This window comes from Rossellomorea sp. DUT-2, assembly GCF_052665285.1.
Genome location: NZ_JBQPEO010000002.1, coordinates 185,900 through 198,628 on the forward strand (window position 1 = coordinate 185,900; position 12,729 = coordinate 198,628).

The window sequence follows — 12,729 nt, forward strand, 5'->3', positions numbered from 1 at the left end:
AACAGAGTACGTCAGCTGACGTACTCTGTTTGGAGTTTTACGATTGAATTACTTTTGAACATTAGCTGCTTGTGGTCCACGAGCACCTTCAACGATTTCAAATGTAACGTCTTGACCTTCTTCTAATGATTTGTATCCTTCACCTTGGATAGCAGAGAAGTGAACAAAAACATCGTCTTGACCTTCAACTTCGATGAAACCGAAACCTTTTTCAGCGTTAAACCATTTAACTTTACCTTGTAACATAAAACAAGTACCTCCTAGTGCAGTTGCACATAAAAATATTTATATTCCTGCTCTGATTAAGATTCAAGACGAATGTTCTTCAATCATGCATATTAACCGAACAAAAATAACTATCTTTACTATAACAGAATCTCATGCAACATACAAGAATATGAATGGGTCTTTTTGTAAAATACGATGTAGGATTTAGTCCACGATTGAAATATTGTGTTCTTTTGCATAGAGTTTTTTAATCATACGTATTTGTCCCCTATGATTGATTTCATCTTCAAATACATGAAACCATTTAAAAAAGTTATTTCCTTTTTCACCATACCACCAGTCCGTTTCTTCATATAGCCAATCCTCATCCAGTTGTTTGAACTGCTCCACCGTTTTGTTCCTGGTCATCTGCAAGTTCTCAAGGTAAAATTCGACTTTATTTCCTTTAATCCATTCGGCTGCCTTACTGCCTAAGCTTAAGGCAGGTTCCAAGGTCATTGCGTACTCCTCTATTTCATCATCACTTAGGTTCCCGAAGGTAAGGACCTGATAAATTTTTTCAACTGCATCAAAATGGGCAAGAAGCATACCGATTGAATTTGCTTCATCGTGACATCGGTAGTCTAGCATTTCAACCGGTAAGTTCTCAACTTCGCTGATAGAAGTGAACCGTGCATAGTCCATCATTGAAAGGAGTAAAGAAAAGTCTTTCTTCATTCCATTTTTTTCTTTAATTAAATATATTGAGTTGATTTCCATTGTTTCTCCCCCTCTTGTTCTTCTCTTACTATATATTGGATAAATAAAGGAAATCTCCTTGTTTTTTGTCGATTAATCAATTATTCTGGACTGTGCCTGGGATCTTTTAATAAATCACGTATCTCTCTAAGAAGCTCTTCCTTCTGATCGACCTTCACTTCCGCTTTGATCTCTTCTTTGCGTTCCATTTTCTTATATAGCCGTATAATAAAGAATATGACGAGGGGCTATGAGGAAGAAATCCACTACGTTTTGCAGGAACACTCCATAGGTAATGACAGATTCCCCTACCGTAACTTTTAAGTTCGTAAAGCTGATGCCACCAAGCAATATACCTAGAAGGGGCATAATGATATCATCGACCAGGGATTTGACGATTTTACCAAAAGCAGCACCTATAATGACCGCCACTGCAAGATCTATGACATTACCTTTCACGGCAAACTTTTTAAACTCCTGCCACATTCGCATTCTCCTTTTGTTTATATAAGAAGTACAGGCACTTAGCCTGTCAGGATAGTTTGCCACAATTATACAAATTTATATGTTGGATGACTTTCTTTCTGCTACACTAGTCTTTCAGAATTTCATGGTTTTCTTTGTTCTTATCTTACATGCATATTATTTGATTAGAAATATCCAAGGCTGGGATTCATACCTGTAATCGGCCCGTTATGTTACGATGGAAGAAAGTCGATGGGAGGATTATTTATCATGTTTACGAAGATACCAAAAGAACAGAAAGATACTATGATTGAGCGAATTCAGACATTTTATTATGAGCAGACCGGTAACGAAATTGGAGATTTAGGTGCTGGTAATTGGTTTGATTTCTTTATGAAAGAGATTGGTCCATACCTCTATAATCAGGGAGTGATGGATTCTAAAGATGTATTGATGGATAAGATGCTTCTTCTCGAGGATGATTTGTATGCCTTAAAAAGACCGGTCAATACCAAGTAATCAGGACAGACAAAGGAGCAGGACCTTGCGGTCCTACTCCTTTGTTACATTATGAAGAACTTGATCATCAATCCGACCGTTATCATTAACAAGTTCAATCGTGACGGCTTCTTTATCTTTATTCTTTATTTCACTCATTAACTTATCAATCTCTTCCGGTTTTTTAATATCCACTGTTTTCTTAACCTCAAACTCTTGTGGTGATTCTCCCTGTTTACGGCTCTTTAACTCCTCATCAGTATAAATCAGATCCGTTCCCAGAGCGTTTTTAATTGTGGTTCCCTGCAGGTAGAAACGGGTTTGAAACGGAGTATCCGGTTCAAGTGCTTTGTCTGAGAGCACTCCTCTAAATGTAATCGTATTGGCCTTTTCATTTATTGTGACCCCACCACTCACGACCATTTCAGCAGCATTCCGGTTACAGGCACTTAATAGAATGGCCATAAGGATTACGGCTATGATTACTACTTTTGATCCTTTCACTAAGGTGTCCCCCTTATATGTATGTACTATATTATTTTACCAAATGTTAAATGAAAAGTGGAAATTGATGATAGGGGATTTTATAAAAAATTATTAATTGAGATAGATATCAGGGGACTTATAGAGTTGAGGTATGTATTTTTTGATAAATAAAAATAGAAGTCCTGGGGTAAAAGGACTTAGCCATCCTATTTTATCTTTGCATAACAATACGAAAAATCACTTGGTGGCTGGATCAAAGTAGCCATGTATACTCCTGGCTATAGTAAACAGAGTGTGTAGCGATTTCCTATATAGCTTTTTTGATTCTTGATTATTTCGGTTTGATCTTACCACCAATCCACCAATCGATAACATCCAATAAATCAACCGGACGATTTTTAAGATTTCGATAGATTAATCATTTCCAATAGAGAAGCAAAGGAGTCTTAGATGAACTTCATAGGAATCTCCGTTATATATATCGGCTTTATGACTTCATGAACATGATGAAATTGTACGTTTTTCTAAGGAGCATAAAGAAAATTCCTATTCATTACTTTTTGAGATGCTTATTACATACAGCTTTAAGGATAAACATTTTTTCCTGTACACTTAACATTCTCCAACATTTAGCGCGAATAATCATCGTTATTTCCCCTCTCCTTATTTTCATCATCTTTTGCTTACTTGTCTTTACCTCCATTTAAACCATTACAAACACTTCAATTTGCTACATATTTACAAACAAAAATACTTTCTCCGACATGTTGCCCTATCGAAAAAAGTATTAATTGAAAACGAATGTCAATACGTATGGGTAATTGTAGAATTTCTTTTTAAAAAGATTTCGTTTTTATTTGAGATCATGTTTAATGGTCCTATTACGAAATGAGTTTCACAAAATGATGAAGAACTCTGGCAGTTAATCCCCATATGACTTTGTCTTCATAGTAGTAAAAATGTTCTTTCATATTTCTAGCCTGCCAGTTGTAATTTTCTCCGCCTGGAATTTGTTTGAACGGAAAGCTCTCTTCGGGCTCCATCTTGAACTTGACGTTATACAAGTCAGGTTCCCTTTCCTGTAGATAGGTCAATGGTGTAGTAAAGATTTCCTCCACCTCAGCTTGATTCGGTTTTAACTCTTTTATGGATACATTTATTTTGCCTACGTATGGATAAATGATGGTCCCAAAAGGAGACACGATATAATCAAGGGGATACACATCTGTAATGGTGCCCGTATGAATTCCCAGTTCTTCTGATGTCTCACGGATAGCTGCTGCTTTCTCATCCGAATCACTTCGATCTATCCGCCCTCCAGGAAAACAAATTTCCCCTGGTTGTCTTCTCATGTTTAAGGAACGGACTTCAAATAATACATGCGTTTGGCCGTTGACCTCAATCAAAGGAAGTAGAATAGCATATTCAGAAAATGTTTCACTTCCAAGTATTCTGGGTGTTCTCTCTTTGAATAGCTGCAGTATCTCATTCACATCCATTCTATCTCCCCTCCTCACATAATCTATTCTATGATTTTCTTTATTATAGTATGAACATGAAGCAAGACCAAACTATACGTTTTCCCCGTCTTCCTATTCCATTCTATCGTGTACGGATGGAAGCTAAGAATACTTAATTTAATCCTGAACGAATAAACATCCTGCTGAACTTCTCAGCAGGATGCTCTGTTTCTTATTGAGGTTCCGGTTTACTTCCTTTCCATTCCTGAATACCATCATCCTCGATGATCCCCAACGTTACGTCTGCAATATCCGGGTCACTCATTAATTTGTCCTGAATGGCAAATTTAATATCATCTGCTTCAGAAAGTGGTAATCCTCTTTTCAGTTCAAGATACGATTCAACATGATAGTATCGACCTTCCTGAGTTATTCTTAGTTTGAAGATATCGATAACTGCTTCGTGCTCAAAGATCGTACTTGCGATTCGGTCCTCGACTTCCTTCGGCGCAGCAACTCCTATCAGACCGACCATGTTGTCATAACCAACCCTGAAGGCGACACCTACCATGAGGAATCCAATGACTATGGTGACGATTCCATCCAGTAGCTGATAGGCGGAAAAATAGGACACCAATACAGCAATCAAGGCCAAGATAGCCCCTGAAACAGCGACCAAATCTTCATAAAATACGAGCCTTGTCGGTGGTGACGCACGCTTTACGTTTTTAAATGCTCCTGAGAAAATCCCCATGCCTGTGCTTTCAGCTCTTGCTTCCTGTCCGATTTCCTTCATCACTTTAAAGAGGATGGCGCCATCGATAAGGATATTCAGTAGTAATACTGACACATTCAGCCAAATGCCCTTCACAAGAGCGGGATGTTTTAGTAAATGAATCCCTTCCCGTATGGTTTCATAGGCCATAATGGAAACAACGATAACCGCAATCATACAAAAAAGATTGATGACTCTTCCGAAGCCTGTCGGAAATTTCTCCGTTGGTTGCTTCTCAGATAGAACACTTCCGATAAACACAAAACCCTGATTCACTGCATCAGCTAAAGAATGCATCGCCGAGGCAAACATTGCTCCACTTCCACTGATGAAGTAGGCTATCCCTTTTGCAATCGCCAGAATCCCGTTCCCCACCATGGCGAAAAACGATGACTTGTTTCCTTTCTTCACCAACGAAAAAAAAGATTGATTCCCCACATAGCACACCACCTATATTTAATTCTTAACAAGTAGTATCTCACCAGAATGAACTTTCATAAGTCAATTGACGAACCTTTTCAGCTTTTCTATACTGTAACAATGAATGTATAGATGATTACATGTAAACGAATCTATTTAGGTCAGGAGAACAAAACATGGATTTTACTATTCAGAACCTTTCCTTCTATTTAATACAAGTAGAGGGCAAAGGCGAAGAAGCCGATAAACGGCATAAGCATTTTCAGACGTTAACGGGAACCGATTATGAAGAAAGTCCCTTAAAAAGCTTTTTAGATGGTGAACTAACCAAGATTGTGAAGCGGAAGGTAGACCGACATTCAAAGTCAGAGTCTGCCCCCACTAAAATTGGACGCTTTGTAGTAGAACCGGGTCATGAACTGACTTCCAATCCAAATTATAATTTATTTCACCGTACCCGGTTTGCAGAAAACAAAGAGGACTTTCGCGAAGCCTGTGATCAAATTGTTCAAATGTACATAGAAGCGAGTGCTATCCGAGGTGGTGCATTCCTTGTTGCGACTGCAAAGCTGACGAAATTCTTTGATGATCCGTTTGTGTTCATCATGAAATGTGATTTCGAACCAAAGGTTGCCACCATAACCGATGAAGCGACTCTGATTCATAATGTTGAAATGGCGATTACGACGAAAAACATGAAATCCATCCAGTATCCCTATATGCCTGATGAAGGTATGATGGACTCTGCCGAAATCAAAATCCATCAAGCCTCACACGCCAGATACTTTGAAGATTTCTTGAAATGGGTGGAATATGAAAAGTCCATGCCCGAAATCGTGAAATCCCAAGTTTACGGGATGGTAAAGGAACATATTTCAGAAACCTATGCTGAAGAGAGCGATGAACGTGTCGAGTTTGAAGAAGCGGTGGAAGAATGGGCAATCAGTCCAAAGCGTGAGCTTCAGGAAAGGTTCACAACTGAACAAGTTGTAGAAGCCACCTCCCAAATCGTGGAACAATCACCTGAAGTCGAACTGAAGGTGAAGCTTGATCATGTTTCCGTGAAAGCCCTTCTCTCCGACTTTGGTGACAGCATTCATCTGGCGAAAGTGAATGGTCGATATGTACTGATGATCGAAAGCGAATCCGTCATGTTTGAAAAAGGCTTCTCCCCTCTCGAATTTTTAAAACCTGATGAACTGCATGAAGTGATTCAACGAATACAAGAAAAAGTATAAGCTGGAGAGGCTGGGACAAAAGTGTTTTAGTCTAAGTAAATCCCGAACAAATCTGCTTCTTAGTAGGCAGATTTGTTCGGGTTTATTATTTATTTTCGGTACATTTTATTTTAGCTGTTTCCAGCGGTTGATTGGAGTGCAAGACGAAGACTCCTGCGGGAAAAGTAGCTTATGTGAGACCCGTCCAGCTCCGGGGCTTAGAGGCACATGTCATAAGTCAAATCGTCCAAGAAGGCAAAGAACGCCTTCGTGGCCGCTTCGCCTTATGCCCCCCGCCTCTGAACAAAGCCCCTCCACTTTTCTTCCCCGCAGGCTTGCCGAGGAGGCTCACAGGCTACCCGCGGAAAGCGTAGTCTTGCACGGAAATCATTAGCGGCATGAAGAGCATACGCTGGAATTTTTTGTATTTACATCGTGGTTTTTTAGTTTTGTCCCATCGTTTTTTTTCCAAAAAAACACTTGTCTAGATAAAGGATTTCCAATAAAATTTAGTAAGAATATTCTTTATATTTCGATTAAATGGGGATGAAACATGCTTACTTCAAAACAGCTTCAAGACATTAAAAACCTGCAGATCGTCTGCGAAAAGCACGAAGAGATAAAATTAAAACTGAACTGGGATATGCTTAAAAACCGTACAAACAGCCTGGATGATTTTCTTCTTTACAAAGAGGATCAACTGATTGGATTTTTAGGATTGTACGGATTTGGTGAAACATATGAATTATGTGGGATGATTCACCCGGATTACCGTAAACAGCAACTATTTCGAGAACTATTCCAGGAAGCCGTCCAGTCACTAAGGTCACGATCTGTTCGAAAGCTCTTACTTAATTCTCCCGGCTCATCAGCTTCCGGAAAGGAATTTATTGAGAAAATAAATGCCTCTTATGATTTTACTGAATATGAAATGAAATGGAATAAAAAAAGCTTATCTGTAAACGCCGCTGATGTCCAATTAAGAAGTACTACTGAAAAGGATATTGAAACCATTATTGACCTTGATGAAAAATGCTTTCACGTTGTAAGGTCTGATGCTGAATCCTATACCAAGAGATTGCTTGAAGAATCAGGGGAAGGCAACTTAATGATTGTATATAATGGAGCGACCGTAGGGAAGATTAGAATCCAACGAGTGGACAATCGAAGCTTTATTTATGGATTTGCTATCCATCCCTCCCATCAGGGAAAAGGCATCGGTAGAAATGCCCTGTCTCAAGTCGTGATGAAGGAATCCGAGTGGACCAGCGATATTTACCTGGATGTAGCTGCTACAAACAGGAATGCACTTAAGCTTTATGAATCAAGTGGCTTTCAATCCTTCTATAGTCAGGATTACTACCAATTTGCATTATAAGACTTAAGTCATATTAAGGAGCATAGCACAGAGGCTCATCCCCCTGTGCTTTTTTAAAGGTAAAATTTATGTTCTATTTTCCACGTGTCTTCAATGGTCAAAACACCATGCGAGAAGTAAGGGAGTTTCCGTTTATCAGTGGGAGATCCGGGATTATACAGTAGCCTCCCTTTCATATACCGGGAATATGGGATATGTGAGTGACCAAAGACGATCAAATCCACTTCATCAGATTCGAACGCTTCCAGAGCTCTTTTTTCCGTTGTTTTTCCCTTCCCGTCTCCGTGCACCACACCGATTTTCAGTCCTTTTTTCATGATGATTCTTTTTTGGGGGAGAACCTCCTTAAGATCTGGATCATCCACATTTCCGACAACGGCAATCAGTTCTCCATACCCCATAAACTCTTTATAAACATCAAGGGTTTGAAAGTCTCCGGCATGGATGATTAAATCACTTTTCCTGAGATCTTCCTTCAGAATTTCCGGTAGCCCTCTCCTTTTTTTAGGCATGTGGGTATCGGACACAACTATAATCTTCATCTCATACTCCTTTTGGTTTCACTGTGCTTTCTCCTTCAATTGTTTCCGTTCTATCTCAATTTGATCAACGTCAATTCGATTAAACAATGGTGTTGTCGCTTCAATGCTGATCTCTAACGGCAATGATACCGGTGCCCATACGGACTGTCCGCTCATCCCCAGCTGATCAGTCAATTTTGAAGAAGTAAAGGGCAAAAACGGCTGAATGAGGTTCCTCAAGTTACATATTACGTACAGGAATTCCTCTAGTACCTTTCTTCCTTCCTCCCTATCTTCTTTTATAACATTCCACGGTTTCATTTCATCAAAACGCTTATTCGACCATCGTATGAATTCGAATGCTTTTTCAATTCCCTGTCGAGTGTTCCCTTCTTCAATCGATTGACCGACAGAAAGAAACGTTTCTCCTATTTTTTTCTTAATATCATTGGGGACAACAGAAAGTGTAAGATCATGACCAAATTCTTTCCCATAAAATTTTAACGTGCGTTGAACCAGATTCCCCAGTGCTCCCAGCAGTTCACTGTTATGACTATAAATAAATTCTCTCCAGGAGAAGTCTGCATCTCTCTTATCCGGTGCATTTATGGTGAGAAAATACCGGATGGAATCTGGGTGATAGTCGTTGAGAAGATCCTTCACCCAAACAGCCCAATTTCCGCTCGTTGAGATTTTCCTTTTCTCAAGCGTCAAGTATTCATTTGAAACTATATAGTCAGGAAGATTCTTTTCGCCGATTCCTATAAGTATGGCCGGCCAAATAATACTATGAAAAGGGATATTATCTTTTCCATGAACATAGTAGGACGTGGTTGCCTCCTGCCAAAAGTCTTTCCACTCACGCTGATGCTCCCCCGCCCACTTTTTAGAAGCACTCAAATATCCACTCACTGCTTCTATCCATACATAAATTTTCTTATCATGAAAACCTTGAATCGGAACCTTCACACCATTTTCTAAATCCCTTGTCACCGGCCGGTCATGCAAGCCCTCTTCTAAATAGCGACTAGTGAGCTGAAGAGCATTATCTCTCCACCTCGTGCCGTTATCCTTCAGTAATTGTTGAAGAGGCTCCTGCAATTTAGAAAGAGAGAAATATAAATGCTTTGTCGCTTTAAGAACCGGTTCATGGCCACAGAGCTTGCAGGATTTATCGATTAGATCTGTCGGGTCCAACACTGTAGAGCATTGATCACACTGATCACCTCTTGCCCTCGAGCCACAAACGGGACAAGTTCCTTCTACAAACCGATCCGGCAAAAATTGATGATCATGCTCACAATATGTTTGCTTCACTTCTTTTTCATAAAGCCAGCCCCGATGATAAAGGGTGGTAAAGATCTTTTGCACTTCTTTATGATGATGCGAGTGGTCAGTTCTTGTGTACTCATCATAACTAAATCCTAAAGCATGGAAGCACCCGAGGAATTCGTTGTGATATCGATTCGCGACCTCTTCAATACTTGTTCCTTCCTGTCTGGCCCTAATGCCAATAGGGGTTCCATTACAGTCACTTCCTGACACGTAGAGAACATCCTCCCCTTTTAAACGGTAATATCGTGAAATTATGTCCCCTGGCAATAGGGCTGCGATATGCCCTAAATGTAACGACCCATTCGCATATGGCCAGGCGCCACCTATAAATATGGTCATGCCTTTTCCTCCTCGAATAAAATAAAAAAACCCCTCGTCCTTAGATATCAATCGACATCTAAGGACGAGGGGTTGAACTCGTGGTACCACCTTAGTTTATAGCTTGCTTACACAAGACTATCTCAGCAAGTACGGAGCATAAAAAAGCTCTTATACCGTGACATTGATAACGGATGCCCATTCCCGTTCTACCCTACACCAAAGCGGTTCGAATAGAATGCTCCGAGACCATTTTCCATAACGAGTTACCCTGCTTCTTTTCAGCTGCCGAAGCTCTCTGATAAGGGACCCATCTATGTACTTTTCTCATCAACGCAAAATAGATTTGTTTATATTATGCCACTTTTTCAAAAAATTGCAACATCGCTTTCAAGGTTTTGTTTGTGTGTATTAGTGGAAAGGTGAATAGACGATACTATTTTATAAAAACATATTATAACAAAAGAGGTGATGCCCTGTTGTTTTCATTACAAAAGCAATTCAAGCGTCCGAATGGATTACTCGGCTGGTTTGTCGGAAAAGTAATGGAATTCGATAATCGAAAAATAAATAATTGGTCCATTAAGCAATTGTCCATTAAAGAAGGCGATCATATTCTGGAAGTAGGCTATGGGCCCGGATATTGCATTCATAGAATTTCCAGTCGTTTTCCTAAATCGATTGTGGATGGGGTTGATATCTCTGAGACCATGAAGAATGCTGCACAAAATAAGAATGAAAAAGCGATTGAGAACGGAAGAGTTCGCTTATTTGTTCATGATATTAGTCAATTTGAATTGAACAATGTTGAATACGATCGGATCTTTTCCGTCAATAACTATCCCCTATGGAAGGACCAGGAAAAATCCCTTTCACACTTATATAATATGCTAAAAAAAGGCGGTATCCTTCTTATCACCGTCCAGCCACGCGGGGATGAAGAAAGGGATAGCCGGGCGGAACACTATGGCGAAAGTATTTCTGAAGCTTTGCATGAAGCTGGCTTTAAAGATATCACTCTTTCTTATAAGAATGTTAAACCCGCTTTAACGGTATGTGTGAAGGGTGTGAAGTAAATTTGCCAAAATAAAAAACCTCCTGAAGAAATTATTTCTTCAGGAGGTTTTTTATTTTATTGTTTACATGTTATTAATCGACTTTATCCCGTACAAATCATTAATAAATTCCCGTTGACATCTCTAAAGTTAAAATAAGAAAAGCCGGGAAACGTAATGATCCCGGATTCAATTGTGACTTTCTTTTCATGAAAGTCTTCTCTTACTTGTTCTATTTGAGTGGTATGGAAATTACAGATTGGAACATTAGAAGCAGGTGGAGTGAATCTTTTTTCCTCTTCTAGAGTTAGTGATGTTTCCCCCATCTGAAAAGTATAAACGGGAAGCTCCTCAATCTCATTATACTGCACGGGATCGATTTCAAAACCTAGCACTTTTTCGTACCAATCGACGGATTCCTTTAGATTAACCACGGGAATAAACACTGTATTCAGTTTTCTTTGAATCATATGAACTCCTCCTTATGTAGCCGGCTTTTCCACCAGGTGAAAATCAATTTGATTTCCGTGGACTTTAAGCTGGGCACGGATTCCGTTTGGAAGGATAAACATGGGGTCAGTATGACCGAAATCCAGATCCGTCACGACTGGGATTTCATACCCCTCTGTGACACGGGATAAAATGCCGGCCAGTTGATTTTCTTTAAAGCTGACGTGATCATGAAAGCGTCCAACGACAAGACCATTAATTTTGGAATATACACCCATGTGTCCGAGTTGAGTTAAATATCGATCAATTGACGAAGGGGTTTCCTCTGGATCATCTTCAATACATAAGATGGCACCATCGAGATCTGGCAAGTATTCTGTACCTGCGAGAAGGAGCATGGTTCCCATATTGGCTGCAATGATTTTCCCTTCTGCTCTCCCTTCTTTGACTACAGAAGGTCCCTTATTTTCAACTTGTTCTCTTAATCGATTGTCTTCTTCGTCCCACCACAGATGTTCCATTACATAGGAAGGAGAGGCGGAGTAATCTACTCTTTCTCCTTGAACGAGTGATTGGAAAAAGTGTTCCTTTGTGTATGTTTGCACTCCCCCATATTCTCCAAACTGAGGCAGAACGGCAGGTCCAAGATATGTTGTGAGACCGGTCTTTTGATAAATCGCCATGTGGAGAGCCGTTATGTCACTGTAGCCGAGGAATATCTTTGGATTTTTTTGGATTAATGAGAAATCAAGATGATCCAGAAGTTGATGAGAACAGGTGCCCCCTATGGTGGTGATGATGGCTTTTACATCCTTATCCCCGAAGAGATTATGCAGGTCCTCGACTCTTTCCTCAACGGTACCAGCCATATACTCTTCTATTTTCAACGTGTTTGGCGCTACTTTCACGTTAAAGCCCAACCTCATAAGCTCTTCAATCCCTCTTTTCAATCTTTTAGGGCAATGAGCAGCGACTGGAGAAGATGGGGAACAAATCCCAATCGTATCTCCTATTTTTAATCGATTTGGAATCGTCATCCTTTTGTCCTCTCTATCGAATATGTCTTATATTGTCAGATTAATAGAAATAGTAGTACAATACAACCTTAATCTTCGTATTTCTGATCTGAAAATAAAACAGCCAGCCCACTTAGGACTGACTGTACCATTTTACTCTTCCGTGTTGCTTTCTTCAGTGTTGCTTTCTTCTTCCATGTTTTCTTCCGTTTCCGTTCCTGTGTCTTCCTCTGTGTCACTGCTGCATCCGGCTGCAAATGTTACTACTGATAGAGCTGTCATTAACATTAATAACCACTTTTTCAACCTTTTCATTTTAATAGCCTCCTGTTATGATGCTTTGTTCAACTACATCTCTATCATACTGAT

14 protein-coding genes, 1 pseudogene and 1 other annotated feature are annotated in these 12,729 nt (G+C 39.7%); of the genes and pseudogenes, 4 read left to right on the forward strand and 11 right to left on the reverse strand.

Annotation, left to right across the window (positions count from 1 at the left end):
- Positions 1-48: 48 nt before the first annotated feature.
- The 3 genes and pseudogenes from cspD to mscL form a co-directional block, all read right to left on the reverse strand.
- Positions 49-246: a cold-shock protein CspD gene (gene cspD / locus ACOSV2_RS06545; protein ID WP_032088076.1), complete on the reverse strand. Its 198-nt coding sequence runs from the start codon at positions 244-246 to the stop codon at positions 49-51.
- Between the two features lie 186 nt (positions 247-432).
- The gene (locus ACOSV2_RS06550; protein WP_428974451.1) at positions 433-987 is read right to left on the reverse strand and encodes a DinB family protein; all 555 of its coding nucleotides are present in this window, start codon (positions 985-987) and stop codon (positions 433-435) included.
- A gap of 80 nt (positions 988-1,067) precedes the next feature.
- A pseudogene (gene mscL / locus ACOSV2_RS06555) lies at positions 1,068-1,452 on the reverse strand (large conductance mechanosensitive channel protein MscL).
- Between the two features lie 249 nt (positions 1,453-1,701).
- Here mscL and ACOSV2_RS06560 point away from each other — a divergent pair.
- Positions 1,702-1,950, forward strand: coding sequence for a DUF2164 domain-containing protein (locus ACOSV2_RS06560; RefSeq protein WP_428974452.1), 249 nt, complete (start codon positions 1,702-1,704; stop codon positions 1,948-1,950).
- 33 nt (positions 1,951-1,983) lie between these two features.
- Here the strand turns inward: ACOSV2_RS06560 and ACOSV2_RS06565 are convergent, their stop codons facing one another.
- From ACOSV2_RS06565 to ACOSV2_RS06575, 3 genes are all read right to left on the reverse strand, one after another.
- A complete protein-coding gene (locus tag ACOSV2_RS06565) occupies positions 1,984-2,433 on the reverse strand; it encodes a hypothetical protein (protein WP_397554045.1) in 450 nt (149 codons plus the stop codon).
- Between the two features lie 863 nt (positions 2,434-3,296).
- Entirely contained in the window at positions 3,297-3,914 is a 618-nt protein-coding gene (locus ACOSV2_RS06570) for an NUDIX hydrolase (RefSeq protein ID WP_428974453.1), read from the reverse strand.
- Between the two features lie 193 nt (positions 3,915-4,107).
- Positions 4,108-5,088 (reverse strand): cation diffusion facilitator family transporter, encoded by a 981-nt coding sequence (locus ACOSV2_RS06575; RefSeq protein ID WP_428974454.1) that lies wholly within the window; start codon positions 5,086-5,088, stop codon positions 4,108-4,110.
- 158 nt (positions 5,089-5,246) lie between these two features.
- Here ACOSV2_RS06575 and ACOSV2_RS06580 point away from each other — a divergent pair, with 158 nt between their 5' ends.
- Both ACOSV2_RS06580 and ACOSV2_RS06585 read left to right on the forward strand, forming a co-directional pair.
- Positions 5,247-6,308 carry a DUF3900 domain-containing protein gene (locus ACOSV2_RS06580; RefSeq protein WP_428974455.1) on the forward strand — a complete coding sequence of 354 codons (1,062 nt, stop codon included), beginning with the start codon at positions 5,247-5,249 and terminating at the stop codon, positions 6,306-6,308.
- Between the two features lie 532 nt (positions 6,309-6,840).
- Entirely contained in the window at positions 6,841-7,665 is an 825-nt protein-coding gene (locus ACOSV2_RS06585) for a GNAT family N-acetyltransferase (protein ID WP_428974456.1), read from the forward strand.
- A 53-nt stretch (positions 7,666-7,718) separates the two neighbouring features.
- Here ACOSV2_RS06585 and ACOSV2_RS06590 read toward each other — a convergent pair whose 3' ends face one another.
- The gene (locus ACOSV2_RS06590; RefSeq protein ID WP_428974457.1) at positions 7,719-8,207 is read right to left on the reverse strand and encodes a metallophosphoesterase family protein; all 489 of its coding nucleotides are present in this window, start codon (positions 8,205-8,207) and stop codon (positions 7,719-7,721) included.
- Positions 8,208-8,225: 18 nt separating this feature from the next.
- Positions 8,226-9,860: a methionine--tRNA ligase gene (gene metG / locus ACOSV2_RS06595; protein ID WP_428974458.1), complete on the reverse strand. Its 1,635-nt coding sequence runs from the start codon at positions 9,858-9,860 to the stop codon at positions 8,226-8,228.
- Between the two features lie 57 nt (positions 9,861-9,917).
- Positions 9,918-10,182, reverse strand: a binding site (T-box leader).
- Positions 10,183-10,318: 136 nt separating this feature from the next.
- Between metG and ACOSV2_RS06600 the strand changes: the two genes are divergently transcribed.
- A complete protein-coding gene (locus ACOSV2_RS06600) occupies positions 10,319-10,915 on the forward strand; it encodes a class I SAM-dependent DNA methyltransferase (protein ID WP_428974459.1) in 597 nt (198 codons plus the stop codon).
- Positions 10,916-10,998: 83 nt separating this feature from the next.
- Here ACOSV2_RS06600 and ACOSV2_RS06605 read toward each other — a convergent pair whose 3' ends face one another.
- The 3 genes from ACOSV2_RS06605 to ACOSV2_RS06615 form a co-directional block, all read right to left on the reverse strand.
- The gene (locus ACOSV2_RS06605) at positions 10,999-11,364 is read right to left on the reverse strand and encodes a VOC family protein (protein ID WP_428974460.1); all 366 of its coding nucleotides are present in this window, start codon (positions 11,362-11,364) and stop codon (positions 10,999-11,001) included.
- A gap of 12 nt (positions 11,365-11,376) precedes the next feature.
- On the reverse strand, positions 11,377-12,381 hold the full coding sequence (locus ACOSV2_RS06610; protein ID WP_428974461.1) for a S66 family peptidase: 1,005 nt from the start codon (positions 12,379-12,381) through the stop codon (positions 11,377-11,379).
- A gap of 132 nt (positions 12,382-12,513) precedes the next feature.
- Positions 12,514-12,675 carry a hypothetical protein gene (locus tag ACOSV2_RS06615; RefSeq protein ID WP_428974462.1) on the reverse strand — a complete coding sequence of 54 codons (162 nt, stop codon included), beginning with the start codon at positions 12,673-12,675 and terminating at the stop codon, positions 12,514-12,516.
- Positions 12,676-12,729 lie beyond the last annotated feature (54 nt).